The organism is Cutibacterium nasicola (assembly GCF_051303185.1).
Taxonomy (GTDB): Bacteria; Actinomycetota; Actinomycetes; order Propionibacteriales; family Propionibacteriaceae; genus Cutibacterium.
On record NZ_JBPPGE010000005.1, the window covers coordinates 117215 to 143956 of the forward strand.

At 63.7% G+C, this 26742-nt stretch carries 20 protein-coding genes; 7 read left to right on the forward strand and 13 right to left on the reverse strand.

Annotation, left to right across the window (positions count from 1 at the left end; translation table 11 throughout):
• The gene (locus ACSJJT_RS09520; protein ID WP_435918065.1) at window positions 1–1374 is read left to right on the forward strand and encodes a sn-glycerol-1-phosphate dehydrogenase; all 1374 of its coding nucleotides are present in this window, start codon (window positions 1–3) and stop codon (window positions 1372–1374) included.
• A gap of 63 nt (window positions 1375–1437) precedes the next feature.
• On the opposite strand, the gene rbfA is transcribed toward ACSJJT_RS09520, so the two are convergent.
• The 8 genes from rbfA to rimP all read right to left on the reverse strand — a co-directional run bounded on the left by rbfA (window position 1438) and on the right by rimP (window position 10161).
• Window positions 1438–1869: a 30S ribosome-binding factor RbfA gene (rbfA, locus tag ACSJJT_RS09525; protein ID WP_435918066.1), complete on the reverse strand. Its 432-nt coding sequence runs from the start codon at window positions 1867–1869 to the stop codon at window positions 1438–1440.
• Window positions 1870–1949: 80 nt separating this feature from the next.
• Window positions 1950–2561 carry a hypothetical protein gene (locus ACSJJT_RS09530; protein ID WP_435918067.1) on the reverse strand — a complete coding sequence of 204 codons (612 nt, stop codon included), beginning with the start codon at window positions 2559–2561 and terminating at the stop codon, window positions 1950–1952.
• Window positions 2558–3730 carry a conjugal transfer protein TraL gene (locus ACSJJT_RS09535; protein WP_435918068.1) on the reverse strand — a complete coding sequence of 391 codons (1173 nt, stop codon included), beginning with the start codon at window positions 3728–3730 and terminating at the stop codon, window positions 2558–2560. The genes ACSJJT_RS09530 and ACSJJT_RS09535 overlap by 4 nt, the downstream gene beginning before the upstream one ends.
• On the reverse strand, window positions 3727–4530 hold the full coding sequence (locus tag ACSJJT_RS09540; protein WP_435918069.1) for an ABC transporter ATP-binding protein: 804 nt from the start codon (window positions 4528–4530) through the stop codon (window positions 3727–3729). The genes ACSJJT_RS09535 and ACSJJT_RS09540 overlap by 4 nt, the downstream gene beginning before the upstream one ends.
• Before the next feature lie 666 nt (window positions 4531–5196).
• Window positions 5197–8094 (reverse strand): translation initiation factor IF-2, encoded by a 2898-nt coding sequence (infB, locus tag ACSJJT_RS09545; protein ID WP_435918070.1) that lies wholly within the window; start codon window positions 8092–8094, stop codon window positions 5197–5199.
• 219 nt (window positions 8095–8313) lie between these two features.
• Window positions 8314–8562 (reverse strand): YlxR family protein, encoded by a 249-nt coding sequence (locus ACSJJT_RS09550; protein ID WP_435918071.1) that lies wholly within the window; start codon window positions 8560–8562, stop codon window positions 8314–8316.
• 89 nt (window positions 8563–8651) lie between these two features.
• Window positions 8652–9623, reverse strand: a complete 972-nt coding sequence (gene nusA / locus ACSJJT_RS09555; RefSeq protein WP_435918072.1) for a transcription termination factor NusA — start codon at window positions 9621–9623, stop codon at window positions 8652–8654.
• A gap of 1 nt (window position 9624) precedes the next feature.
• Window positions 9625–10161, reverse strand: a complete 537-nt coding sequence (gene rimP, locus ACSJJT_RS09560) for a ribosome maturation factor RimP (RefSeq protein ID WP_435918073.1) — start codon at window positions 10159–10161, stop codon at window positions 9625–9627.
• 144 nt (window positions 10162–10305) lie between these two features.
• Here rimP and ACSJJT_RS09565 point away from each other — a divergent pair, with 144 nt between their 5' ends.
• Window positions 10306–11250, forward strand: a complete 945-nt coding sequence (locus tag ACSJJT_RS09565) for a DUF4439 domain-containing protein (protein WP_435918074.1) — start codon at window positions 10306–10308, stop codon at window positions 11248–11250.
• Window positions 11251–11281: 31 nt separating this feature from the next.
• Here the strand turns inward: ACSJJT_RS09565 and ACSJJT_RS09570 are convergent, their stop codons facing one another.
• The 3 genes from ACSJJT_RS09570 to ACSJJT_RS09580 form a co-directional block, all read right to left on the reverse strand.
• Window positions 11282–12049: a sulfite exporter TauE/SafE family protein gene (locus tag ACSJJT_RS09570; RefSeq protein ID WP_435918075.1), complete on the reverse strand. Its 768-nt coding sequence runs from the start codon at window positions 12047–12049 to the stop codon at window positions 11282–11284.
• A gap of 87 nt (window positions 12050–12136) precedes the next feature.
• Window positions 12137–13888, reverse strand: a complete 1752-nt coding sequence (locus ACSJJT_RS09575; RefSeq protein WP_435918076.1) for a TIGR03767 family metallophosphoesterase — start codon at window positions 13886–13888, stop codon at window positions 12137–12139.
• A 161-nt stretch (window positions 13889–14049) separates the two neighbouring features.
• Complete coding sequence (locus ACSJJT_RS09580) at window positions 14050–15795, reverse strand: proline--tRNA ligase (RefSeq protein WP_435918077.1); 1746 nt, start codon at window positions 15793–15795, stop codon at window positions 14050–14052.
• A gap of 386 nt (window positions 15796–16181) precedes the next feature.
• Between ACSJJT_RS09580 and ACSJJT_RS09585 the strand changes: the two genes are divergently transcribed.
• From ACSJJT_RS09585 to ACSJJT_RS09605, 5 genes are read left to right on the forward strand one after another with little or no spacing between them, the layout of a single operon-like run.
• On the forward strand, window positions 16182–20141 hold the full coding sequence (locus ACSJJT_RS09585; protein WP_435918078.1) for a TIGR03773 family transporter-associated surface protein: 3960 nt from the start codon (window positions 16182–16184) through the stop codon (window positions 20139–20141).
• A complete protein-coding gene (locus ACSJJT_RS09590) occupies window positions 20138–21664 on the forward strand; it encodes an anchored repeat ABC transporter, substrate-binding protein (RefSeq protein WP_435918079.1) in 1527 nt (508 codons plus the stop codon). The genes ACSJJT_RS09585 and ACSJJT_RS09590 overlap by 4 nt, the downstream gene beginning before the upstream one ends.
• Window positions 21665–21683: 19 nt before the next feature.
• A complete protein-coding gene (locus tag ACSJJT_RS09595) occupies window positions 21684–22763 on the forward strand; it encodes a choice-of-anchor M domain-containing protein (protein ID WP_435918080.1) in 1080 nt (359 codons plus the stop codon).
• Window positions 22756–23529, forward strand: a complete 774-nt coding sequence (locus ACSJJT_RS09600) for an anchored repeat-type ABC transporter ATP-binding subunit (RefSeq protein WP_435918081.1) — start codon at window positions 22756–22758, stop codon at window positions 23527–23529. The genes ACSJJT_RS09595 and ACSJJT_RS09600 overlap by 8 nt, the downstream gene beginning before the upstream one ends.
• 13 nt (window positions 23530–23542) lie before the next feature.
• Window positions 23543–24400 carry an anchored repeat-type ABC transporter permease subunit gene (locus ACSJJT_RS09605; RefSeq protein WP_015582435.1) on the forward strand — a complete coding sequence of 286 codons (858 nt, stop codon included), beginning with the start codon at window positions 23543–23545 and terminating at the stop codon, window positions 24398–24400.
• Window positions 24401–24701: 301 nt separating this feature from the next.
• Here the strand turns inward: ACSJJT_RS09605 and ACSJJT_RS09610 are convergent, their stop codons facing one another.
• Together ACSJJT_RS09610 and ispG are read right to left on the reverse strand one after the other, a co-directional pair.
• Window positions 24702–25541, reverse strand: coding sequence for a GNAT family N-acetyltransferase (locus tag ACSJJT_RS09610; protein WP_435918082.1), 840 nt, complete (start codon window positions 25539–25541; stop codon window positions 24702–24704).
• A 1-nt stretch (window position 25542) separates the two neighbouring features.
• On the reverse strand, window positions 25543–26724 hold the full coding sequence (gene ispG, locus ACSJJT_RS09615) for a flavodoxin-dependent (E)-4-hydroxy-3-methylbut-2-enyl-diphosphate synthase (RefSeq protein WP_435918083.1): 1182 nt from the start codon (window positions 26722–26724) through the stop codon (window positions 25543–25545).
• Between the last annotated feature and the right edge of the window lie 18 nt (window positions 26725–26742).

Genomic DNA, 26742 nt, shown 5'->3' on the forward strand with positions numbered 1-26742 from the left:
ATGAGTGATGCGATCATCGCCGCAGCCGTCACGGACGCCGGGGACACCGACGTCGTCGAAGTGGGACGGGGAGTCCTCGTTCGTGTCGGAAAGGTCCTGGCTGAGCATATGTGCTATGTCAAGGACCACAACCTGCCCGCCCTTGTCGTCGCCGACGAACGCACCTGGGCAGTGGCCGGGAAAACCGTCGACGCCGGCTTACGCTCGGCCGGGGTGGCGGTCTGCGACCCGCTGATCTTCCCTGCCGAGCCTTGCCTGTATGCCTCCTTAGACAACGCCCACACCATCGCCGACCGGCTGCAAACCCTGGACACCGAGACCGGTTCGGCAGTCGTCCCGGTCGCTGTCGGGTCAGGAACCATCAACGACCTGACGAAACTGGCCGCCAAGGACTTGGGACGGCGTTACGCCGTCGTCGGAACTGCAGCCTCCATGGACGGTTACACAGGGGCCGGGGCGCCCATCAGCGACAATGGGGTCAAAGTGACGAAGCAGTGCGTGGCACCGCAAGTTGTCATATTCGACCTGGACATCACCGCCGCCGCACCACAAGTCATGACAGCATCCGGATATGGCGACCTAGCTGCCAAGATTCCCGGTGGTGCAGACTGGATCATCGCTGACGCCGCCGGGGTAGAACCACTCAACCAGCATGTATGGGCCCTCGTCCAGAGCGGCGTCCGGGACGCCCTATCATGTCCCGACGACCTGCGTCGCGGCGATCCGGAAGCATTCTCCGGACTCGTGGAAGGTCTCATCCTGTCAGGCCTGGCAATGCAGGTTTATGACGGCACTCGTCCAGCATCCGGGGCCGAACACTACTTCAGCCACATCTGGGAGCTGGCCCACGTGGGTGCCGACCGCAACCCACCACTGTCCCACGGGCACAAGGTCGCCATCGGGACCCTCGCCATGCTCGCCTTCTACGAGAAGTTCCTCGACCGAGACCTCTCCAGGCTCGACATCGACGCGGCAGTCGCAGCATGGCCCGACTGGCGGACGGTGGAGTCCGACATCCGCTCAACCTTTAAGGGTGCGCTGGCCGACCACGCCGTCAAGGAGACAAAGGTCAAATACGTTGACGCTGACGGGCTGCGAGCCCGTCTCAATCGGGTCGTTGACCGATGGCACGAGACCCGAGCAGCCCTTGAGAAACAGCTAGTAAGGGCCCGCGTGTTCGCCGACCAGCTCCGTCGGGCCGGGGCCCCGTCCCGTCCCGAGGACATTGGACTGACCGCCGCCGACGTGCGGGCAACCTTCCCCAAGGCTATGTACTACCGCTCCCGCTACACCGTCCTGGACCTGGCACGTGAGGCGGGGTGGTACGAGGAACTCGTCGAGGAGGTGTTCGCCCCGGACGGACTGTGGACCTAATTGCTCCGGCACAACGCTGACCTCGGACTCATATCCGGGGCCACGCCATGTCGTCAGGAGTTATCACTCCTCCTCGTCGCTATGACGGTAGGGATCAGCCTCACCGGCAGGCATGGCACCTTGGGAGCGTCGAGCGATCTCGGCATCAGAGGCGGCAGCTCGTACCAAGGCGTCCTCGATCGACTTGGCGGTCTCAGGAGTGGCATCGCGCACGAAGGTCAGGGTCGGGGCGTAGCGCAAACCAAGCCGCTTGCCTACCGTGGATCGCAGCAGCCCCTTGGCAGATTCGAGCGCAGCTGCTGTGGATGCAATCTGCTGGTCAGTGCCCATGGCGGTCCAGAACAAGGTGGCATCACGCGAATCACCAGTCAGACGCACATCGGTGATCGTCACGAACCCCAGTCGAGGATCTTTGACGCGACGCTCGAGGGTCTCGGCGACGACAACCCTGATCTGGTCGGCCAGTTTGGCAACCCGGGGATTGGGTGGCTTCATGATCTCTCCTCGCCATCGGTGTCCTGAGCGGATCAACCATTTTTGCACACCCTCCCCACCGACGCACGCGGCAGCCAGTGTCAACGAGGGGGTCCGGGGGTGTGCCATTGCAGCGCCAACCCGGCGACGACGAGTCCGACCGCCACTACCAGACTCAACGGGTCAAGGGGACTGCGGTCGAGCAGCGCCCACCAATAGGGAGTCGCCGCGGAATCCTTGGTACCCAGGATCCAGCACGATAGGACGAAGATCGTTCCCGGCAGCCACGCCCAGGCCACCGACAGCACGACGCTGGCGACCATCGCCAGTCCCACCAGCAGGACATGGTTGCGCGCAAACCACAGCACCCACCACTGAGAAATAGGTTGGTCACCGTTGAACAGGACAGCCCATGCCACTGGCCAGACGAGCACGATGACGGCCCACACCACCCTCATGGTGCGAATGGGACGGTCGGGGAAGGCCTGTTCCCGTTGTGGGTCCGGGGAGGAGAACAATACGGAGGCGAGGATGCCACTCAGGCTCGAAGGCCCCAGCCCCACATCAACCGACCTGCTGCCGGCAAACGGGACGGTGACGAGGTCGCCGCCAAGGTGATGGGCACAGACCATTCCCACCGTCAGATAGGCCACTACGGCCACCAGACCGCGGCTGCGCAGGAACCATCCGAAGCAGGAGAGCCGACCCGTCATGGACAAGCCCTCACCTGTGCCACCATGGATCGCAGCGAGTCCGGGGCGAGGGGTTGACCGTCCATGACCGACACCAGTGCGTCGTCAAGGATTTCGACCGTCCCGTCACACTGTGAGGAGGTGGAATCCTCGACTCCCAACAGGTTGTCACCCAGCAGGGGTGCGTTGAGATCCCCGGCCCATTCTCTCGCTGTGGAGGAGGTCGACACGTGCGTCCGCACCGGCAGGTAACCGGCCTTCCCTGGCCCTCCCTCGGGGGCGTAGACAATGCGTCTTTGGACCCCGCTGGCCATCAACAGGTCATCGACGCGGCCCATAGCCGTTGCGTATTCCTCCAGCCGCCAGGACAGGTCACCGGAGACGCATGCCATGGATCCGTGCTTGCCGACCTCACGACACCGCCAATCATCCGTGGATTCCCACACCTCCTCCAACCGAATCGTCGCTGCGGCGTCAACGATGACCACTGCCACCAGAATCGTCGCCGTGAGCCACCGCCGCCAAGGCCCACCACCGGGTGTCGTGATCACGGCCACGAGCACCAAGGAGACGACGATGACGGCACAATCGAGTCCAGCCCACAACGCGATGGCGTGCCAGGTGAGATGCGAAGGGGCGCCGTCGATGGCCGCAGGACCAGACCATCCAATGAGCAGGTCATAGGCCTCAGGAACGGCCCCCGCCACCAAGTAAACCGCGATGGCAGCGACAGCGGCGAGCAGATAGGAACCAGCCGCCACTCCAAGGACGGCCCCCAGGGCCAGGAATGCCGTGGCGGCCATGGCGGTGAGGACCGAACCCATCACGAGTCGCGGATCGGCGTCACCGGAAGCCACCAATGCGAGGATTGCGGTCGTTACCCCCACAGCCAGGAGCAGAACGGCTCCGACACCCACCAGCCAGGTGGTGACGATGGCGGCGGTGGCGCTGCGCGGCCAGGCTCGGGATGTACGCGTGACCCCGGCGCGGCGAAGACGGGCGCCGTACGCCACCCCGACTCCGCAGCACACTGGAGACAGGATGACCGTGTCCACCGAGACACTCCCCGTCGTCAAGGCGAAGGACTTCCACACGCGGGGATACATGTGCATCAGGCCAACGCTCGTGGCGACCCACAACACGGCAAGCCCCAGCCCAGACCAGACGGCCTGCCGAAGACAGGCTTTCATCGGTCTCCCTCAAGGAGCTCGGATTCTGCGCGACCTTGCATCAGGTGCAGGTAGCCTTGCTCAGCCACTGACACGTGGTCCTGTGAATCAGATTCTCCTGCTGCAGCCATCAATTCGGGCAGCGTGCCGCTCCAGGTAATGTGTCCCCCATCGACCAGATGCACCTGGTCTGCGGACAGGGCGACGTCATCCATGAGATGGGTGGACAGCACGACGACCCGTGAGGCCGCCTGCTCGACGACGTGACGGCGAAATGAGATCCGCTCCCCCGGATCCAGGCCCACGGTCGGCTCATCAAGAATGAGCACCTCGGGGTCGTGAACCAGTGCCGCCGCGAGGAAGACCCGACGCTTTTGACCGCCCGACAGAGTACCGATGGGCTGGTGGGCGAATTGATCGACGTTCAGATCGGACATGACGCCTTGGCACCTGTGCCTGACCTGCGTGGACGGTACTCGATACATGCGCGCACAGAAGGTGAGAAAGTCTTCGACCGGCCACGACGGTGACCAGGTGCATTCCTGCGGAACGTACCCGATGTGGGCCCGGTACCCAGAGCCCTCCCGTCGTCTCCTCACGGGTTGCCCGTCACGACGTAGCGTCCCGGCCCTCGGTCGTTTGATTCCGGTGAGCACACCGAGCATCGTCGTCTTGCCCGAACCATTGGGGCCGACAAGGGCACTCACCCCCACCGGAAAGGTCGCCGATACCGGCCCCAGTTGCCACCCGGACCGGTATCGGACGACCACCTGGTCAAGTTCAATCGTGTCAGAACTCACCAATTCAACCCATCGCTGCACTTATCACGTCGAGCCACTAGGTCGATACAAATCTTAGAAGAACGTTGCCAACCGCCTCTTTGATTACGACCAACGCGGATCTTGGCGTCAGCATCCCATCTGTACGCCTTTCCACCAACCAAACGCCCAGTGTTGCCTGATGCCCCGGTTCTTAAGACTTTCGGTATACAGTTTCCACCCGGCATGGGCTGACAGGTATAATAAAGAACGGAAGCGTCGATCTTGCCGTAACCGCCCCTGTCAGTTTTCTTGTGACCCGCGACAGTGAAAATGTAATTAGCCCGAGAATGCCAGACACCATCTGATGACATGTAGGCTTTCTTATGTCCTTGGGTTTTTCCTGATGCTGTCGCCGATCCTCCCTTGACAGACAAGTTCTTCCACGCTGTCACAGGAGTCGCTCTGACGGTGTCTGCAAGTCCTGGTACAGCAGAGGACAAGCCAAGGACAGACACCGCAGATATCAACAAAACTACAATGCGGCTCTTTTGTACATTCATCAACCACCCATCCAAAAGAATACGCAGGAGAACAAGGCCAGCCCCATTGCCGACCGGTCAGGAGATTCTATCATTTGGATGACCACGGGTCAAGTGGCTGGGAACACATGAACGGGGCGACCATGCTTTCGCACGGACGCCCCGTTCAGGACAGTGACCAAGAACCTCAGTCGCGAGGCTTCTCCACCATCTCGTAGCACTGGATCTCGTCGCCCACGTGGATGTCGGAGTAGTTGGTCAGGGTCAGACCACACTCGTAACCCTCGCGCACCTCGGTGACGGCGTCCTTCTCGCGCTGCAGCGTGTTGACCTCGGTCTCCTGGATCACCACACCGTCGCGGACGAGACGAGCCTTGGCATGACGACGGATGGTGCCGTCGGTGATCATGCAGCCCGCGATCGTACCAACCTTGGAAGAACGGAAGATCTGGCGGATCTCCGCAGTTCCCATCGCCTTTTCCTCGTAGATCGGCTTGAGCATGCCTCGCAGGGCGGCCTCGATCTCGTCAATGGCGTCATAGATGACCGAGTAGTAGCGGATGTCGACGTTCTCCTCGTCGGCCATGCGCTGGGCATGGGCGGTCGGACGAACGTTGAAGCCCACGATGACGGCATTCGAGGCGGCAGCCAGCGAGACGTTGGTCTCGGTGATGGCACCGACGCCGCGGTCAATGACGCGCAGATCGACCTCGTCGCCCACGTCAATCTTGGCCAAGGCGTCCTCCAGAGCCTCGACCGAGCCGGCGCCGTCACCCTTGAGGATGAGCAGCAGCTCCTCGGTCTCGCCCTTCTCGAGCTGCTCGAACAGCTGGTCGAGAGTCTTGCGACGCGACGACTTGGCCTGCTGGGCAGCACGCATGCGCGCCTCGCGCTTCTCGGCGATCTGGCGAGCCATCCGGTCATCGTCGACGACCAGGAAGTTGTCACCAGCACCGGGAACCGAGGTGAGGCCGAGAACCTGTACCGGGGTGGCCGGGGCAGCCTCGTCAACGCTCGCACCCTGATCATTGACCATGGCGCGAACACGCCCGTAGGAGGACCCGGCAACGATGGAATCACCAATGTGCAGGGTTCCGCGCTGAATGAGGGCGGTGGCCACCGGGCCACGCCCCCTGTCGAGGTGGGCCTCGATGGCAACACCCTGAGCAGCCATGTCCGGGTTGGCGCGAAGGTCCAGAGCTGCGTCGGCGGTCAAGATGATGGCCTCGAGCAGATCGTCAAGACCCTCGTGGGTACGAGCGGAGACATTGACGAACATGGTGTCGCCGCCGTACTCCTCAGGAACCAATCCGTACTCGGTGAGCTGTCCGCGCACCTTGTCCGGATCGGACTCCGGCTTGTCGATCTTGTTGACGGCCACCACGATCGGCACGTCGGCAGCCTTGGCGTGGTTCACTGCCTCAACGGTCTGCGGCATGACGCCGTCATCAGCAGCAACGACCAACACCGCGATGTCGGTCGACTTGGCGCCACGAGCACGCATGGCCGTGAAGGCCTCGTGACCCGGGGTGTCGATGAAGGTGATGGCGCGCTCGACGTCGTCGACCTCGGTCTCGACCTGGTAGGCACCGATGGCCTGGGTGATGCCACCGGCCTCGCCCTCCACCACATGGGTGTGACGCAGGGCGTCCAGCAGCTTGGTCTTGCCGTGGTCAACGTGACCCATGACGGTGACGACCGGCGGACGTGCGACGAGGTCCTCCTCATCGCCCTCGTTCTCGCCGAACTCAAGATCGAAGGACTCAAGCAGCTCACGATCCTCGTCCTCCGGGGACACGACCTGAATGTCGTAGTTGAGCTCGCCGCCCAGGATCTCCAAGGTGTCGTCAGACACAGACTGGGTGGCAGTCACCATTTCGCCAAGGTTGAACAGCACCTGCACCAGCTGTGCTGACTCGGCATTGATCTTCTCAGCGAGATCGGTCAGCGAGGCACCACGACGCAGTCGAACGGTCTCACCATTACCCTTGCGAACACGCACACCGCCAACCAGCGGTGCCTGCATCTCGTCGAACTCTTGCCTGCGCTGCTTGCGGGACTTTCGACCACGCCGGGAACCACCACGACCGAAGGCACCCTGGGTACCGCGACCGCCACGACCTCCGCGGCCACCGGCGACGGGACCACGAGGTCCTCCGCCGAAGCCTCCACCGAAACCGCCCCCACGGGATCCGCCGCGACCACGACCGCCGCCGCGGCCACCACGGCCAGTGTTTGCCTGACCAATCTGGGACGACTGGTGCTTCGGCATCATCGCCGGGTTCGGACGAGGTATACCGGAACCGCCACGCGATCCCTGGCTGCCGCCCGGACGCGGCATACGCTCGCCCTGACCTGGACGAGGAGCTCCACCGGAGCGCTGTCCGCCCTCAGGACGATGCCGGGACTGGCCCATTCCCTGGCTGGAGGCGAACGGGTTGTTCCCGGGACGCGGTACGCCGGTCCGACGACCAGCACCCGGACGCGGACCGGGTCGAGCACTCGACGGCAGCCCGCCAGACCCACCCGGACGCGGGCCCGGACGGGCACCCGGCTTCGGGATGGCGGACTTGGCCGACACACCCGGCTTCGGGCCGGGGGCCGGGGTACGGGGCTTGGCGGCATTCTGACCAGGCTTGGGAGCCGGCTTGGCGTCGCTCTTCGGTGCCGGGGTCTCCTGCTTGGAGCCACCGGAAGACTTCATGAGACCCGGGCGCGGAGTCGCGCTGGTGCGAGCTGCAGAACTGCGCCCCGGCTTCGGGCCTCCACTGGTACCGGGAGGGGGGGCAGGCGTCGGCTTCGGTGCGGGTCCCGGCTTCGGACCGGGAGTCGGCCTGGCCGACGGGGCCTCCTTGGACTTTCCCCTGGAAGACGCCTGCGACGTGCGAGCCGCAGGCTTCGCGGGCTTGGCGTCGCCAGCCGGTTCAGCCGAACCGATCTGGTCACGCAGTCGCCGCGCAACTGGTGCCTCAATGGTTGAGGAAGCCGATCGGACGAACTCGCCCATGTCGTTGAGCTTCCCCAGAAGCTGCTTGCTTGACAGTCCGAGCTCCTTCGCGAGCTCATAGACGCGGACCTTGGCCACTACTCTCCTTCGGGCCCGGCCGCGGTGGACCTGGGCCTAGTTGTTGTGAATCCTCATTGGTGCGAACTCATCGAGTGTTCATGAGCTTGTGCCCACTTCCTATTCAGTCCCCTCGAGCCAGAATGACCGACCTGCCAAGGACACGATTCGGTGAGGCCGCCGGACCTCCCGGCGGACATGCAGTGTTAACTTTACCGAAAATGGCCCATCGAGCCCAACTCACCGCACTGGCCACGTGTCCTCGTCACTCTGATCGACGGTCACCCGCTGTCGGAAGGACCGAGCGAATCCCCCGGCCACGGCACACTTCCAGCACTCGCCGTCAGGATGGACGTGGGCTCCCCTTCCGGCTGCACTGCCAGTCGGGTCTGCCACGACGACCCCGTCAATCAGCACATAACGCCTCATGTGGGCTAGATCGTCGACGCGTCGGCATCCGACGCAGGTGCGTTGGGGTCGTCTGGTCACCCGACAACCCTAGGCGAGAGGGCGGGAGAAAAGCACGACGCCCCGATCGTCCACGTAGAGGATCGGGGCGTCGGCCACCTCAAGGAGTCTCACACCTGGTTGTCAGGACGGATGTCAATACGCCACCCCGTGAGTCGGGCTGCCAGACGGGCGTTCTGCCCCTCACGTCCAATGGCCAGGGAGAGCTGGTAGTCCGGGACGATCGCCCTGGCAGCCTTGGCCTTGGGATCGATGACCGTCACCGACGCCACCTTCGCCGGTGAGAGAGCCGAACCCACGAACTCGGCGGGATCCTCCGACCAGTCGATGATGTCGATCTTCTCCTCGCCCAACTCATGCATGACGGCGCGCACACGCTGACCCATCGGTCCGATGCAGGCGCCCTTGGCCGAGACGTCGGGATTGTGGGAGACGACGGCGATCTTGGAGCGATGACCGGCCTCGCGAGCCAAGGCCTTGATCTCGACGACGCCCTGCTCGATCTCGGGGACCTCCATGGCGAAGAGCTTGCGCACCAGGTTCGGGTGGGTGCGCGAGACAATCACCTGCGGGCCACGAAGCTCCTTGCGCACCGCGACGACGTAGACGCGGACACGACGGCCATGCGAGTAGTCCTCACCGGGGACCTGCTCGGCCGGGGGCATGATGCCCTCCAGAGCGCCCAGGTCGACGCGAACCGTGCGGGTGTCGCGGTAGGACTGCTGGACCACCCCAGTGATGACGTCACCCTCGACTGCCGCGAAATGGCCGTACTTCTGCTCGTCCTCGGCCTCACGCAGACGCTGGAGGATCACCTGACGGGCCGTTGAGGCAGCCACGCGCCCGAAATCGTCGGGGGTGCCGTCATACCAGCCGACGATCTCCCCCTCCTCGTCCTTCTCCGGGATCATGACGGCGACGTTCCCGGTCTTGCGATCGAGCTGGATCTTGGCCCCCTTCTCGGGAGCCTCCGTCTTGTCGTAGGCGTTGAGGAGGGCGTCCTCGAGGGTCGTCAGCAGGTACTCGAGCGGGATGTCCTTGTCCCGTTCGATCATGCGCAGGGTCGACAGATCGATGTCCATCTCAGTTCTCCTCCTCCGACGCCTGCGCGTCGCGACGATTGAGCTCCACCTGCACGACGGCCTTCGCCACGTCGGCCAGCTGGACCTCACGGGTGGTGTACACGGGCTTGTGAGGCTTCGAGTTCTCTGCCTCGACCTCGACAGTGACCTTCCCCTCCGCCGTCTCGACGATGCGACCATCGAGGGTCTCCCCCGGCTTCTGGCTCCCGGCTGGATTGAGGGTGAATCGCACCATGCGTCCGAGGTTGCGTCGGTAGTGACGCGGTTGGGTCAACGGAGTGGAGACACCACGCGACGACACCTCGAGGGTGTACGGCGACTCCCCCATGGCGTCGGACTCATCAAGGCAGCGGGAGATCTCGGCGGTGGCCTCGGAAATCTCGTCAAGGCTGGGTCCGTGGCCGTCAGGGCCATCCCCGTCGACCGTCACTCGCACCAGGCGGCGTCGCCCGGCGGGCACGATCTCGACGCGATCGACTTCGAGCCCGAGCTGGGACACGACTGGTTCCAGCAGACTGGTGAGCCTCTCTGCATTCATCTGTGTCTCATCCTGTTGTCGTTGCACATTGTCCGCACCGAGTCTAGCCGCTCAGTCCCGTCGCCCGGATATCGTCACCTTCCCACCTGGGTGATCCCCGATGTCACGTCGAAGGGACAGCTTCAGTATGGATAGGGTGAACACATGATCGCTCGGAGAACCCTTCTTGCCAGTGGAGCCAGTCTCGTCGCCATCGGGCTGACGGGGTGCGATCATGAGCCCGCCAAGAAGACGACTCCGGTGCGCTCAACCATCGCCAGCGCAGCCCCACAACGTCGCGATGCCGTGTCCCAGGAAGCCCTTCTGGCGCAGTTGGCGACGAAAGCCGCGAGTACCGTCGGTGGCGGCCGGAAGGTGATGTACCAGCGCGTCGCTGCTGCCCATCATCGGCATTGTCAGGTGCTGAGCCAGACTGACCCCTTCTCCGGAAACACGGGCTCTCCATCCTCCTCGGTCTCACCTTCACCGTTGACCGCCGGACAGGGATCGCCAGTTGCCTTGTTGCAGCGTCACGAAAAGGCTGCCGCTACCCAATATCTGTCGAATTGCCGAGCCGCGGGTGACCCCTCGGAATCCCTGGTGTGGGCCAGTCTCTCGGTGTTCTGCTCAGCTTTCGACCCCGACGCCCCCGCTCCACGTCCCACGCCCAAGGTTGTCCCGGTCACCGTCGGGCAGGAACCTCTCGTCAATGCCCAGCAGGCACTCCTGACCCATCTCAATGCCCTCGTGGCAGGCCTGGAATGGGGCATTGGTCGCCTTGCCGAGGGCGACCCGCTTCGCGCCTGGGGATGGCGGCGACGCGACCGGGTCATCGCCCAGCGCGCCGAGGTCCGCCGGGGTATCCGCGAGGCCTCTGCTACCCCGACCCCTGATCTGCCTGGCTACCCCATGCCGACGACCCCTGTCAATGCGGCAGCGACCCGTTCGCTGTGGTCCGACCTGGAAGACAATGTGCTGTCTGGCTGGGGTCGAGTGACAGCCGCGAGCCCGGCTCCGGCACGTCCGCACGCCGTCGCTGCGATGGCCAGCCAGACTGAGGTCCTCGCCCATCTGGGCACTGGGGTGACGACCTGGCCCGGCTGGGTGTGAGCAGGAAGCCGCGCCCCGGCGGCAACACGACTCAGATTCCCCAGATCAGCTGAACCAGCATCCGTACTGCCAGCACGCTGGTGATGATGAGGAACATCGTCCGGACGAAACCATTGCCATACCTCATGGCCGTCCGGGTGCCGATCAACCCACCCATGACGTTGGCGATGACGAGCGGCCAGGCGACATGCCACCAGACATGACCGTGAATGGCCAACGTCGTGATCGTGACGAGGTTCGTCACCGCGTTGCAGATCTTCGCCATCCCGGACGCCTTGAGGAAGGAATAGCCACCCACAGCGACATAGGTGAGTACCCAGAAAGTCCCGACCCCCGGTCCGATGGCTCCGTCGTAACACCCCAGGAAGAGGCCGATGATCGGAACCAGAACGGGGTGTTTCCCGCCCTCTCCGTGCGAGCTCACGCCCAGGGCTGGTCGTCTCCAGGTGTAGATCCCTATGACCACGAGGACGATGAGCAGGATGGGAGTGTAGACCGCTCGGGACATGTAAGTGACGATCCGAGCACCGATCACCGCGCCGATGACGGCCATGCCGGCCGCTGAGAGGAACATCCGCCAGTCCGGGCGCTGCTTGCGCAAGTACCCCACTCCAGCGGTGAGGTTCCCGACGACTTGGGCCGTCTTATTCGTCCCGACGATCGTCGCCACCGGCGTCTCGGTCGGCAAACCAACCAACAAGGACGGCAGCATGATGAGTCCGCCCCCACCCACGACGGCGTTGACCCACCCTGCCATGAAGGCGGCGAGGACAAGACCAGCAAAGACCCACGACGTCACGTGTCAACCTTCCGTATGACACCAACACTTAGGGGCCCCGCCTCCTGAAAAGGGCGGGGCCCGACATGTTCTCGGTCCGGAAATGCCTCAGGCCCACGGATGTGCCAGTAGCAACTCCGTGTTGTGATCGACCGATGTACCAAGCCTACGTGCCATCGTATGGATGTCGTTCGCGCCAAACTCTCGGTACAGACTGGCCAGACCATCCGGGTCCGTGGTGTCATAGTCGGCCTGATAAGGGGCATTGGACTCGATCAAGGTCGTGAAGATGCTCACGGTGCCATCGTGATTGTCAGCAAGCTCGATGACACGGGCCATCTGGGGAAAGTCGACATGCGACGCCGTGTTGATCTCCCACCAGCTACGGCGGGCGTCGAGAGCGTGCCGGTGAGCGGTGATGTTGTTGGCATGCACATGACCGTTGACCCACGCGACCACATTCGGGTAGTGCGACAGCAGGGAGACCAGTTCAGGGCCGAGATGACGAATACCAGTGCCGTCACCGGGGAGGACGGGGTTGTTCATCGTCTTCGAGTCATGATGGCTGAAAAGGACGAACATGGTGTCGCTGGCCTCGTGATGCTGCCGCACACCCAGATCGTCGTAGTACACGCTGCTACCGGCACGCAGCACGGATTCAAGCCACGTCCACTGACGGTCGTCGATGGAACCATTGGTGTATCCGGCCCGGTTGGTGGAGTCCAGGCTGATACCGGTCACGCCTTCTGCGATCGGGAAGGTGTAATAACCGCGTACCGCGTTGAGGTCATTTTCGCTGAAACCGTGACCATGCGGACCTGCACCATCAACATCCTCACGCAAGTGAGCCTTGATGAACTCAAAAGGAGTGAAGGGCACGCGCCGCTCATCCGCAGTGACCCGCCGAGTCAGCGAGACGGCATCATTGGACAGCGCGACCGGTCCGCCGCCTTGGGCAGCCTGAACGTACGCCTTGGCGTCCCTGTCACTGGCGAAACCAGTGATCTTTCGATCGCTGGTGTACATCGCCTTCAGAAACTCCCAATCAGCAGGCAGCGTGCCTTGGACTGAGTCGTCGTGGTTTCCGAACACCGCGTACCACGGGATCTTCACACCCGCGGACGACACCGGGGCCATGACGCGACGGAAGTAGCCGTCGACCTGGGGAAAGCCGGCACGTTTGTACATGTCGCCGTGATGCGCTTCAGGATTGTAAAACAGCGGATCCCCGAAGGTTTGCACACTCTCCCAGCGATCACGAGCACCAGTATTCGGGACGATCGTGCCACCGGCCAACAACGTGAGATACCAGTCGAGTTCCACGTGTTCGTGATTATCGGTGTTGTCACCAGTACTGACGAGGGCGTCGAAAGCCCGTCCGGTGGCCGGACCGCCCCGGAGGGAATTGACGCGACGCACCAGGGAGGCCGTGGCAAGTGGACCCAAGGCCTCCTGCGGGCGGAAGGCCGGGCCAGCCAGCGGATGCAGGAATTCGACCCTCATCGGTGACTGTACGTCGGTCACGTGCAGGTCGGTCACCTGAACGAAGGACGCCAAGCCATCGCGGCGGTCGTCGCGTCCGCTCTTGCCCCTAGCGAGTTCCTCACGGACGACGAGCGGGTAACCGCGCTGTGCCTTGATCCTGCGGTAGCCGCTGCCCGGATCCCGCAGACCCACCTGTTCAAGGGTGGTGCCGGACGTGGAATGGAGACGCTTCGAGGCATGGGCCAACGCTGGGGTGGTGCCAGTCACCGCCGCAGCGGCGACCAGGGTCATACCACCAAGAAACGTCCGCCGTCCCAGCGTATTTCTGGCCGCCTTGTCGTCATTTCTGGTCAACTCGTCTTCGTTCTCCGGCATCGTTCACCTTTCGCAAGGTCGAGGGGTCTTTCAGCCTGACTTACGAACACCATTGTCAGGCTTTTGTTGGGTCATTTCCGCGCCAGATTTCGAGAACAGTTGGCGACCATTCAGTAACGTACAGATGTTGGTCGATCAAACGTGAGCCACCACTTCGGCTTTCACCCGTGCACCTTCTTGAGGACGGCGCGCACAGCCTCGGCTACTCCAACCTGACGGTTCTCACCCGTGGCACGGTCGCGCACTTCGACCAGGCCATCTTTAAGCCCCCGGCCAACGACGACCGAGGTCGGCATACCGAGGATCTCACTGTCGGCAAACTTCACGCCTGGGGACGCCTTGCGGTCGTCCAGGAGCACCTCGAGTCCGGCCTCGGCCAACTCACTGGCAATCCTGGTCGCCTCCTCGAGGATCTCCGAGCCCTTGCCGGTGGCGAGCACCTGGACGTCAAAGGGAGCGACCTCGCGAGGCCAGGCCAGCCCCTTGTCGTCACAGGTGCTCTCGGCGATGGCGGCCACCGCGCGCGAAACACCCAGACCATAGGAACCCATGGTGACGGTCACGAGCTTGCCATTCTGGTCGAGCACCTTGAGACCCAGGGCGTCGGCGTACTTCTTGCCGAGCTGGAAAATATGGCCAATCTCGATACCGCGGGACAGGTGCAGCTCACCACTGCCGTCGGGAGCGGGATCGCCCTCGCGGATCTCGGCGACGTCGATGACTCCATCGGGGGTGAAGTCTCGTCCTGCCACCATGTTGAAGACGTGACGATCCGTCTGGTCGGCGCCGGTGATCCAGGACGTGCCGGTGACGACACGGGGATCGACGAGATAGCGCACCTTCGAGGAGTTCTCCTCGCCCAGGGATCCCGGGCCGATGTACCCCTTGACCAACTGTGGGTTGGCAGCGAAGTCCTCTTCCGTGAAGGGCTCAGCCACGGCCGGCTCGAGTGCGGCCTCGAGCCGCTTCTCGTCGACCTCGCGATTTCCTGGCAGACCGATGGCCAGCGGCTCACGCTTGCCGTCAGGATGGGTCACCATGAAGACGACGTTCTTGAGGGTGTCAGCCCCGGTCCAAGGACGATCCTCGCGAGGACGCACCTCGTTGGCCATCCGAACCAGGGACTCGATGGTGGGAACCTCGGGGGTGTCGACGACCTCCGCATCCGGCAGCCCCTCGATCGGCAGCGGGTCCGGGGCAGTCATCCGAACCGCCTCGACATTGGCTGCATAGCCACCGGGAGAACGCACGAAGGTGTCCTCACCATTGTCAGCTATGGCCAGGAACTCCTCGGAGCGAGAACCACCCATCGGACCGGACATCGCTTTGACGATGGCATAGTCGAGGCCGAGACGGTTGAAGATGCGGATGTAGGCGTCGCGCTGGGCCTGGTAGGCCTCGTCGAGACCCGCCGGGGCGACGTCGAAGGAGTAAGCGTCCATCATGACGAACTCGCGGCCACGCAGGATGCCAGCGCGCGGACGAGCCTCGTCTCGGTACTTGTTCTGGATCTGGTAGAGACACAGTGGCAGATCCTTGTACGAGGAGTACAGGTCCTTGACCATGAGGGTGAACATCTCCTCGTGGGTCGGGCCCAGCAACATCTCCACCCCCTTGCGATCCTTGAGACGGAAGAGGTTGTCGCCGTACTCAACCCAGCGACCAGTCTCCTTGTAAGGATCGGAGGCGAGGAGTGCGGGGAAGCACACCTCCTGAGCTCCAATTCCAGCCATCTCCTCGTGGCAGATGGCCTCGATCTTGCGCATCACCCGGAGACCCAGTGGCAGCCATGAGTAGATGCCGGGAGCAACCCGACGGATGTACCCGGCCCGCACCAGCCAACGATGGCTGGGGACCTCGGCGTCGGCCGGATCCTCTCGCAGGGTTCGGACGAAGAGCTGTGACATGCGCGTCAACACGACGTGTACCTTCCCGGCCGCGCTCGACCCTCCGCCGCCCTTCGACGTGACCGGCCACGACCACGTTGAATCCTAGTGGCAAGAAGGACGGTGGCCGATTTCGCCAACGCACTGTCTACCTGTAGCCGGACTCTCAGGAGGTCGCACCCGACGTGTGGATCGACTCTGACCAATCCGCTGCAAGCGCCATCCGGCGCACCCCGTGGGGCCGATTCGCATCGTCAGACCCCGACCCACCACAACAGCGGGGCGTGGCCATTCACGGGGGTGGCCCGCACTCCTCACGCCGCGCACCGCCGAACCATGACCCATCACCACAGCGGGGCACCTACCCCCCCATTGAACTGAGAACTGTTCCCATTATATAGTCAGCCGTGAATCACAAGAAGACAATGGAGGCCACCGTGAAACGGTTAGCATCGCTCCTCGCCATCCTGCTGACGTTCCTGACGGTCAACCCGTCACTGGCGAACGCGTCAGCACCGGATCGCGAGCTCCTGCACAATGGCCACGCCGACGTCGCCCACGTGGAGTGGGACCAGGCGAGCGGCAGACCAACCATCAAGATCCTGTGGAACGAGAGTGAGCTCAAGGAGGCCAAGGACGTCTACATCCGCCTCGGGCCGGACGCCGACGCGAACGGCCAGGAGACGTCTCGCCTCAAGATTCCCGACGACCCCCGATTCAGTTTCCTCGGTGAGCCCGGCGACATCGTGTGGACCGCCCCGCAGAGGGAGAGCGACAAGTGGGCCCCGGTGGCAGCCGCATTTGGCGCCGGTCACAGCTTCCCCGACGAACTCATGGATCGCATCAAACCTGAGACGCTACACCTGAACCTGGTCGACGTCGACGGCCCCGGCGAGTTCAACGCCTTCACCGTCAATCCCCTCGGCGTCTCACACCTGTTCTCCTCGACTGGCACCGATCACCGTCGGCAGGTCGTGCACCCCGGCAGCCACACCCACACCAGTTGGACCTTCTCCCAACCTGGCCGCTACAACCTCACGTGGCAGGCAGCCGTGGAGACTCGCGACGGGAAGACCATCGAGTCCGACCCCACCGTCGTCTCGTGGTTGGTCGGTTCCGACGAGCAGGTGGGCCTCGACAAGGGCTCCACGCAGCCTGCCCACGAGATCACCACCCCGGCCGAGCAGTTCCCCATCGCCAAGGGCCAGGACACCCGATCCGACGATCCGCTGGCCTTCAACCCCACCGCGAACACGGCAGGGTGCCTGCACCATGCCAGTGGCCCCGTCACCCTGAAGGCAGACTGGCAGGCCAGTTGGAAGTCCGATGACCCGCAGAAGCCCGCTCGCCCGAAGATGAGCGTCATCTCGGGCGACTCCGGCAAGCAGATCGGAGGGGAGGCTGGCGTCATCAACGTGCCCGACTCCCTGAAGGCAGCTGCCCCGCAGGCCGGGACCGACGAGTTCAACAGCTCCTTCGCCGCTGGATCGCAGTTCCATCGCATCCCCACCTCCGCGCAGAACGGCCAGCCGAACCAGGTGCTCGACACCACCGGCACCGATTTTGTGAACCTCTACGAGGCCGACATCACGTGGGACCCGATCGAAGGGCCGCAGGGTGGCCAGGTGTCCGTCGTCGACACCACCGATGGCCAGACCCGGACCGTCCTGTCGTCCAGCGAGTCGAGCCTGCGCACCGTGATGCGCGTCAACAAGGCCGAGAAGACCCCCATGGAGATGTGGTTCTCCAAGCCGGGGTTCTACCGGATCAGCGGCTACTACACCGTGCACGGCAAGGCCGACGCCAACGGCCGGAAACAGCATCGCTACGTCCCGTTCACGATGCAGTACGCCGTCGGTGACGCCGCGGTGGCCAACGCCTGCCAGGGCAAGGGAGAGGTGCTGAACGGCACGTCGGCCCCCGACCGGGGAAGGCCGGCCGACCCCGCCCCGAAACCTGATCCAGTTCCCGACAACTCCCACACCGATAGCAACAACGTCGTGCTCGATCGCGGACACCTGGATGCCTTCCGAGTCGGATCCTCAGCTGACGGCGGTATCGACCTCAAGCTCAAGGAGGACGTCACCGGTGAGGGTGTGCTCCGCGAACCGGAGAACGTGCTGCTCAAGGTGCGGGACTCCGCGCTGACCGACATCCCCTCCGGGCTGCCCGGTGCCCCCAAGGGCTACGTGCTGCCGCTGACCCAGAAGTCCGGGCTGCTGTGGCCGGGCTGGGAAACCTTCGACGTCAAACGCAACGGCTTCACCACTGTGAAGATCAACGTCAACGACGTCAAGGGCCCCGGAACTGTCAATCTGTTCTCCCAGGGCACCCTCGGTGACGTGCGTTCCCTGCTCGACGGTGACTCCACCACCCTGCCGGGCACCATCACCGTCAAGCAGCCGACCCACGAGCACGCCAACTGGGTGTTCAGCAGGCCGGGCGTGTACACCATGACCGTCCAGGCCAGCGCCGAGAAGGATGGCAAGGCGTTCCGGAGCAAGCCGCACACCTACACCTGGGTCGTCGGCGACAAGACCGAGCTGCCCGCCCCGTGGGGCAAACCGACTCCCACGCCGTCAGTGACGCCACCCCCGGCCTCCAAGCCCTCGGTCGCCCCGAAGCCGTCGGTGACTCCGAACTCCCCGGCCACCCCGACTCGGAAGCCGGCCCGCAAGCCAGCTTCCAAGCCGAGCAATGGCAAGAAGCCCTGCCACCAGAAGCTCGTTCTTGACCACGGTCACTCCGACGTCTTCCGCGTCGGCTCGGCTGCCAAGAACGGTCTCGACCTGCAGGTCAAGGAGGACGTGACCGGCGAAGGTGTGCTTCACACCCCGAAGAATGTCCTGTTGGCCGTCAAGGACTCTGCCCTGACCACCATCCCGAGCGGATACCCAGGCGCCCCCAAGGGCTACCTGTTGCCCATCACACAGAACCAGGATCTGCTGTGGCCGGGATGGGAGACCTTCGACGTCAAGCGCAATGGCTTCAGCGAGGTGAAGATCAACGTCCGTGACGTCAAGGGCCCGGGCAAGGTGCATCTGTTCACGCAAAACTCGTTCGCGGGCACCAAGACCCTGCTCGACGGCGGCTCCACCACCCTGCCGGGCACCATCACCGTCAAGGAGCCCTCGCATGTGCACGCCAACTGGGTGTTCACCAAGCCAGGCCGCTACGAGATGACGGTCGACGCCACCGCTGTTCGCAATGGCAAGACCGTCAGCACCGGAACCCACACCTACACCTGGGTGGTCGGTTCCAAGGCCATCGCCGCCGCCAGCACCTGCCCCACCAGTGACGGCGGCAAGGGCGGCACCCCGGTTCCCGGCAAGAACAGCACCAAGGGCGGTTCCGACAAGCCCTTCGATGATCTCGGTGTTGTCGGCAACACGCCGACCAACGAGGTTGGCGGAAACTCCGACCCGAACGGATCGACCGAGGGAACTACCACCAGCGGCCCCTCCGCCCGGAAGGAGATCTGCCGTCCGGTGAAGATCCCCACCAAGGCTGCCGCTGCCGTGAAGAAGACGGCTCAGTCTGCCACCCATCCTGCGTCCATCGCCACCGAGGGTCACTTCGACTGGGGCGTCCAGCTGCAGTCCGGCAAGTTCATCTCCGCTCTCAAGGACGACCGCTCCGCCCCGGCGAAGTGGGTTGTGCCGTCGAGCATCGTGATGGCTGTCGGTGACAAGGCCAACACCACGGCTCCGGCCGGCATGGAGTTCATCGCCAAGGGCGGCAGCAAGGTGTGGCTCATCGGTGCGACCCAGGTTCCCGGCGTGCCGTGGCTCGGCGTCAACACCATGCACGAGTCAATCGTCAGCGGCACCACCGGCCCGGTCCAGATGCACCTGGACAAGGTCAGCGGCCCCGGCAAGATGGCCGTGTTCATGTCCGGCACCTTCGGTGGTGGAGTGGGCCAGCGGGTCTTCGACAACGTCGGCGGACCCACCAGCTACACCGTCCCGGCCAACACCCATGCTCACCCGAACTGGGTGTTCACCGCCCCCGGCCACTACGCCGTGACCGTCACTCAGACGGCCACCACCAAGGCCGGCAAGAAGGTCAGCGCCACCGGCACCCTCCACTTCGCAGTGGGTATCGATGCCAAGTCGGTCGCCGCCTCCATCGGCAAGGTGTCGGCCTCCACCGGCGCCGACCAGAACACCGAGCCGGCTTACACCATCGTGGGCCGCACCCCCGATGGCAAGCCCTGCGATCTCAACGGGCTGCCACGCTCCGGTGAGAACGGCACCTTCGGCGATTCCGGTATCGCCTCCCAGACCAACCAGGGTCTGGTGGCCGGAGCCCTCGCGGTTATCGGTCTGACCGGCGCTCTCCTCGTGGCGAGGAGACGACGCGGGTGAGAAAACGCCTGGTGTGCGTCGTGGCTGCACTCAGCCTTCTGGCTGGGTGCGGCCACGCGCCCGCTTCCCAGAACGACAAGCTTTCCGTGGTGACGACCACGCCCATCCTCGCTGACCTGACGCGCAACGTCGCCGGCGATCGTGCCACCGTCACCTCGATGGTGCCCTCCGGCGCCGACCCCCACACCTACGAGCCGTCGCTGCGTGATGTCCGGACCGTCGTGTACTCGAAGGTCGCGCTGTCGAACTACCTCATGCTCGAGCCCCATTCGGTCATCAAGACCATCGACGCCTCCCTGCCTGCCGGATCGATCAATGTCTCTCTGGCTGAGGAGGCACAGAAGTATGGCGCTGAGGTCATCCCGCTCGTCGAGAATGCCAACCTGGACACCGTCTGGCTGGGCCTGCGGGTCATCGGCAAGGGCACTGCTCGAGGGGCCGACCGTTCGTCCTCGGTCCATCTCCAATTGAAATCCGTCGACGGTCCTGGCGATCTCACCGCCTACATCACCGGCACCTTTGGTCGTCCGCAGATCTACTACTCGACGACTGACGGCGTCGACGAGCGTGATGACGTCGAGCTTCCCGCTGACGCCCACACCCACATGTCGTGGGCGTTCAGCAAGCCTGGCATCTACAAGGCGACCTTCGCGGCCACCCTGTCCACGGCCAAGGGAGACACCCCCATCGGCACCCAGACCCTGACGATTGCCGTCGGAGCTGATCCACGCACGATCCCCGAACTCGCCAATCGGACGGTCGTCGACAAGGGCCACGCGGACCTCTCCGCTGACATCGACGAGGGCAAGATGATCATCCTGTCCGATCCAACTGGCGGTGGCGTCCGCACCCAGAAGCGTCTCAGCCCCGACAAGTCTGTGGTGTGGGTGCCCCCGAAGGCACTCACCGAAATCCCACCGACTCCGGCGTTCCGATTCCTGGGCCACCCTGGCGACTCGATCCACCAGCTGCCCCAGGCCGTTCTCGGCGCGCACGTTCATGGTGAGATCGACCCCCATCTGTGGATGAGCATCAAGAACACCAAGGCCTACGTGCAGGTCATCCGTGACGCTCTCATCAAGGCCGACCCCGACGGCGCCCAGCCCTACCGAGAGAACGCCAAGACATACCTGGCGAGGCTGGAAGAGACCTCGCACTACGTCGATCGCAAGATCGCCAACATTCCCAAGGGACGGCGTCAGCTCATCACGAGCCACGATGCCTACGGCTACCTCGCCCAAGCCCACGGCATGCACGTGGCCGGATTCGTGACCGCCAATCCCGGTGTCGAGCCGTCCATGGCACAACGCCGCAAACTCAACCAGACCATCGCCGACCTCAAGGTGCCGGCCGTGTTCCTGGAACCCAATGTGCTGCGTGGCTCCTCAGTGCTCGCGGCCATTGCCGCCGAGAACGGTGTCCAGGTGTGCCCCATTTACGGCGACACCTTCGACGACCGAGTCACGAACTACATCGACCTCATGAAATTCGACGCCGACTCCCTGGCCAAGTGCCTGGGATGAGGCTCCTGCGGAGGAATCCATGATTACGAAACACCGTCGGTTGGCATCCCTGTCTGCCATGTTCATCGCGCTCAGTACTGGTTTCGCACTCTCGCAGCCAGCCCATGCCTCCCCTACCCCGCCACCAGATCCTGCCCTCAAGCAGACGGTGACAGACAACGAGAAGGTGGCCAAGGAACCCGCCGAGATCAGGCGAGGACACGTCGATGTCGGCCCTCGCATCGTTGACGGCAAGTTCACCCTCATGGCCCGCGACGACACCGCCAACCCGCCGGTGTGGCGCAACACCGATGACGCCGTGCTACGCGTGGTCGATGCGTCCCGTATCGACGTGCCGAACGACGAGGCCTACTCCTTCCTCGGCGACATGCGTGGCAAGAAGGCATATGTCATTCCGCAGACCCAGGACCAGAAGATCGTGTGGCTCGGTTGGAACACCCAGGCCCCGGAGATCGTCAAGAACTTCCCTCGTGGCGCCGAACTCGTCTTCACCGGGCACGAGGGCCCAGGTCAGGCCCACATGTTCATCGAGAACGGTTTCGACGCCCCGACACCGCTGTATGACTCCACCAAGTCCGGAGAGCAGTTGGTGCACATGGAGACCAACACCCATGTGCACGCCAACTGGGTGTTCTCCGATCCGGGAGCGCAGACCATCTCCGTCGATGTCCGCGGCACCGACGCCAAGGGCGCCAAGCACTCCTACTCGACCAAGCTGAGGTTCGTCGTCGGTGACAAGGGTTCGGCCGACGAGGCTCGAACCATGGGTGCCTCTGCCTCGGCGTCCTCCCCGGCTTCCGCGGCATCGGATTCCTCGGCGTCCGGCATGGCCTCGACGAGCAGCTCCGCCGCTGCCTCGGCCCCTGCGAAGGCCTCCCCGCCAACAGCTGCCACCAACTCCACTGATGATTCCGACCATGACACCCCGTGGGGAATGATCATCGCGATCATCGCCGGAGTCGTCATCATCGCCCCCATCATCGCTGCTCTGGTGGGACGCTCGAAGTCCAGGAAGATGCATGACGAGGTGTGGAAGGACGAGGGCACCGACGCAACATCGGCCAAGACCTCCGACAGTGGAACGAGTTCGCATGAGTGACCTCGGATCCATCAAGATCACTGACATGGCCGTCAACCTGGGCGGCCTCCGCGTGCTCCACGACGTCAACCTGTCAGCCAGCAGGGGTGACCTGCTGGCACTCCTGGGCCCCAACGGCGCCGGCAAGACGACCATTCTGCGCAGCATGCTCGGCTTGGTGAAACCAGCCAAGGGCAGTGTTGAGGTCGCTGGGTCCGCTCCCGGCAAGGGATGGCGTCACATCGGTTACGTCCCCCAGCGTCACGAATTCGCCTGGGACTTCCCCATCAGCGTCGCCGACGTCGTCATGAGCGGACGAACCCGCCACATCGGGTGGCTACGTCGTCCTGGCAAGGATGACCACATCGCGGTGCGCGACGCCCTGCGGATCGCCGACATGGCGGACTTGGCAGATCGCACCGTGGGAGAACTCTCCGGCGGTCAGCGTCAGCGTGTTCTCATTGCCCGAGCCCTGGCCACGCGTCCCTCCGTGCTGCTTCTGGACGAGCCGTTCACCGGGGTCGACATGCCGACTCAGGAGATGCTCACCGAGCTGTTCTGCCGCTTGGCGGCCGACGGCACCACACTGGTCATGACGACCCACGACCTCGCCCAGGCCATGGCCACCGCTGACCGGGTGTGCCTCATCAACCGCACCGTCATCGCCGACTCCACCCCGGAGGAACTGCGTGATCCGGCGATGTGGATGAAGGCCTTCGGGGTCACCGCGAACTCCCCGCTGCTGACCATGGTCGGGGCTGCTGAACCCGTCCACACCCCCGTCTGACAAGGAACCATCAATGCTCACTCCATGGGAGTTCTTCACTGATCTCACCAATCCCCTGCTGGTCTTCCTGCCGAAGGCCTTGCTCGTTGCCGTGGTCTGCTCGATGGTTGCCGGCGTCATCGGTTCCCATGTCGTGCTGAGAGGCATGGCATTCATCGGCGACGCAGTGGCCCACTCGGTCTTCCCCGGTTTGGCGGTGGCCTTCCTGCTCCAGGGGTCGCTGCTCGTCGGTGGTGCTGTGGCCGGTCTCGTCACTGCCGTCCTGGTGGCCATCGTCTCCCAGAACCGACGCCTCAAGGAGGACTCCGTCATCGGAATCCTCTTTGCGGGGGCCTTCGCGTTGGGAATCGTCATCATCTCCAGAGCTCCTGGGTACTCGGGTTCCCTGCAACAGTTCCTCTTCGGATCCATCACGGGTATCACCAACGACGACATCGTCGTCGTGTGCGTGGCCGGGGCCATTGTGCTGCTCCTGGAACGCGCCGTCCACAAGGAGCTGGTGACCGTCGGTCTGGATCGGGAGACTGCGCGGGCCTCCAACCTTCCGGTCTTCGCCCTCGACCTGCTGCTCTACGTGCTGGTGACGATGACCGTCGTCATTTCGGTGCAGGTCATCGGTAACGTCCTCGTCCTGGCCCTGCTGGTGACCCCGGCCGCCACCGCCCGCCTGTTCACCGATCGGCTGGGGCGAATGATGGTCCTGGCGCCGGTGATCGGCGGCCTCAGCGCTCTGGTAGGCCTGTACCTGTCGTGGTCGATTGACCTTCCGGCCGGCGGGACGATCGTCCTTGTTGCGACGGCGGTGTTCCTCCTGTGCTGGGTCCTCGCGCCGCGCGGGCTGCTTGGGGGGATGCGGCGCCGGGTCGCCTGAGGCGCCCCTGCTCCCACCCCATCCCATTCCCTGCCGTACACCGCTCACCATGTGGATGCCGATCACTCCGCGGGCAGGGGCACCTCCGATTGGTCTGTTGGAGCACCGTGGAGTTCCACGGAATCAGAGCCGACGGTCTTCGGAAAACACATCACTGTCGACAATTCAAGATCTGGGGCATCACTGGGTCGAAGGCCCCGCTGTTGAGAGCGTTCACTTGGTGTCTGCGACGCGGGGCAAGGTCACCGACATGAGCGCTGACCCTGTTCATCCGCCTTTACGCCCTGGTCGCAGCGGGCCGTCAGTAGAGCACGGTGGCCATTTCTCCCACCTGACGGAACCCAACGGTGTCGTACATCGCCAGAGCTCGGGTGTTGAAGTCATTGACGTAGAGGGACACCGACTCGTAGCGTCGCTGGCACAGATCTGCCACGGCCGTCATCGCAGCATCGGCCAATCCTTGACCGCGCCATGCTGGATCCATCCAGACCCCCTGAACTTGGCAGTAGCGATCCCACACGACGCCAATGTCGGATTTCCATCGCACTGTTCCGTCCTCGTCAATGATGGCGAAGCAATGGCTCCGCTGCACGAGGATGCGCATGTGGCGCATATAACCACCAGACGGCTCGATGGGACTGACACCAACTTCCTCGGTGTACATCGCCACCGCGGCTTGAAAATAGGCCTGGAAATGCTCCATCGTCGCAGCCGTGACACGGGGATCCGGAGCGACACGTGACGGTTCCTGCAACTCCAACAACGGCTGGTGCGCTCGTAACTCACGAGGACTTCCCCATGCCCGCGGATACCGCTCAGACAGAATGTGGTGCAACGCCAGGACTGGTTCTGCCCGTCCCATCATTGACGACGACGCGCGCCACGGCCCGACCTTGGAGGCCAATGCCTCGATCGTTACGTCGTCTGATGCCACCGGTACGACGTTGGCACCAAGATGAAGCACCCCGTGCAATTCACGGGACCGGACGACACCGACGACGGGGCATCCGAGCCTGCCGCGGTCCAGGCCATTGGCCTGGATTCGTGACAGCAGAAACAGATTTCCCACTGGGTCCTGTTGGAGAAATTCGGTGACCTGGGCCACGTCGGTGTCGTCAAGGACCCTGACCCTGGTGAACACGTCAGGAAACCGCGACTTCCGGTTCCCCGGTCTCATTCATGTTGTCAGCCATCCGATTCGCCTCGTCAACGAGGGTGGCAACGACCTCATTCTCGGCAACAGTACGAACGACCTCGCCGTGCTTGAAGATCTTTCCCTTGCCATTACCGGCAGCCACACCCAGGTCAGCTTCACGGCCTTCCCCAAGGCCGTTGACCACGCAGCCCATGACTGCCACACGTAGCGGGGCGTCAATCCCCTCCAGAGCATCGGTCACATCGTTGGCCAGTGAGAGAACATCCACCTGGCACCGCCCACATGAGGGGCAGGAGACGATTTCCAGACCGCGGGGACGCAGATTCAGCGACTCCAAGATCTTGATGCCGACCTTGACCTCCTCGACCGGATCAGCCGACAGGGAGACGCGAATGGTGTCGCCGATGCCCTCAGCGAGGAGGTGTCCGAAGGCCACCGACGACTTGATGGTGCCTTGGAAAGCCGGGCCGGCCTCAGTCACACCGAGATGGAGCGGGTAGTCGCACTGCGCCGCGAGCTGTTCATAGGCCTGGATCATGACAACCGGGTCGTGGTGCTTCACCGAAATCTTGAAATCCCGGAATCCGTACTGCTCAAAGAGACTCGCCTCCCACAGCGCTGATTCCACCATAGCCTCAGCAGTCGGTGCACCGTACTTCTCGAGCAGACGCTTGTCGAGAGAGCCGGCGTTGACACCGATGCGGATACTCGTACCGTGCTCGGTGGCAGCCTTGCAGATCGACTCAATCTGGTCGTCAAACTTGCGGATATTGCCGGGATTGACTCGCACTGCACCACAGCCGGCCTCGATTGCCTGAAAGACGTACTTCGGCTGGAAGTGAATATCAGCGATCACCGGGACGTGTGACTGTTGAGCGATGATCGGCAGAGCGTCCGCGTCCTTGTCAGTGGGACATGCGACCCGCACGATGTCACAGCCAGCAGCGGTCAGCGCCGCGATCTGCTGCAAGGTGGCACCGACGTCATGAGTCTTTGTCGTGGTCATGGACTGCACCGAAATGGGTGCGTCACCACCGACAAGCACATCTCCCACCGTGATCTGGCGCGTCTTACGGCGCGGCGCCAGGGTCGGGACGGGAGGGGTGGGCATGCCCAGGTTCACGGTCATTGACGTGTCACTCCTGAAATCGCGGATTGTCATTCCCATTGTGTCACCTACTTTCCT

Excerpts from the sequence above, each read along its gene's own strand:
- ACSJJT_RS09520 (WP_435918065.1), top strand. The coding sequence starts at position 1 with ATGAGTGATGCGATCATCGCCGCAGCCGTCACGGACGCCGGGGACACC.
- rbfA (WP_435918066.1), bottom strand. The coding sequence starts at position 1,869 with ATGAAGCCACCCAATCCCCGGGTTGCCAAACTGGCCGACCAGATCAGG.
- ACSJJT_RS09530 (WP_435918067.1), bottom strand. The coding sequence starts at position 2,561 with ATGACGGGTCGGCTCTCCTGCTTCGGATGGTTCCTGCGCAGCCGCGGT.
- ACSJJT_RS09535 (WP_435918068.1), bottom strand. The coding sequence starts at position 3,730 with ATGAAAGCCTGTCTTCGGCAGGCCGTCTGGTCTGGGCTGGGGCTTGCC.
- nusA (WP_435918072.1), bottom strand. The coding sequence starts at position 9,623 with ATGGACATCGATCTGTCGACCCTGCGCATGATCGAACGGGACAAGGAC.
- rimP (WP_435918073.1), bottom strand. The coding sequence starts at position 10,161 with ATGAATGCAGAGAGGCTCACCAGTCTGCTGGAACCAGTCGTGTCCCAG.
- ACSJJT_RS09565 (WP_435918074.1), top strand. The coding sequence starts at position 10,306 with ATGATCGCTCGGAGAACCCTTCTTGCCAGTGGAGCCAGTCTCGTCGCC.
- ACSJJT_RS09575 (WP_435918076.1), bottom strand. The coding sequence starts at position 13,888 with ATGCCGGAGAACGAAGACGAGTTGACCAGAAATGACGACAAGGCGGCC.
- ACSJJT_RS09580 (WP_435918077.1), bottom strand. The coding sequence starts at position 15,795 with ATGTCACAGCTCTTCGTCCGAACCCTGCGAGAGGATCCGGCCGACGCC.
- ACSJJT_RS09595 (WP_435918080.1), top strand. The coding sequence starts at position 21,684 with ATGATTACGAAACACCGTCGGTTGGCATCCCTGTCTGCCATGTTCATC.
- ACSJJT_RS09600 (WP_435918081.1), top strand. The coding sequence starts at position 22,756 with ATGAGTGACCTCGGATCCATCAAGATCACTGACATGGCCGTCAACCTG.
- ACSJJT_RS09605 (WP_015582435.1), top strand. The coding sequence starts at position 23,543 with ATGCTCACTCCATGGGAGTTCTTCACTGATCTCACCAATCCCCTGCTG.
- ispG (WP_435918083.1), bottom strand. The coding sequence starts at position 26,724 with ATGGGAATGACAATCCGCGATTTCAGGAGTGACACGTCAATGACCGTG.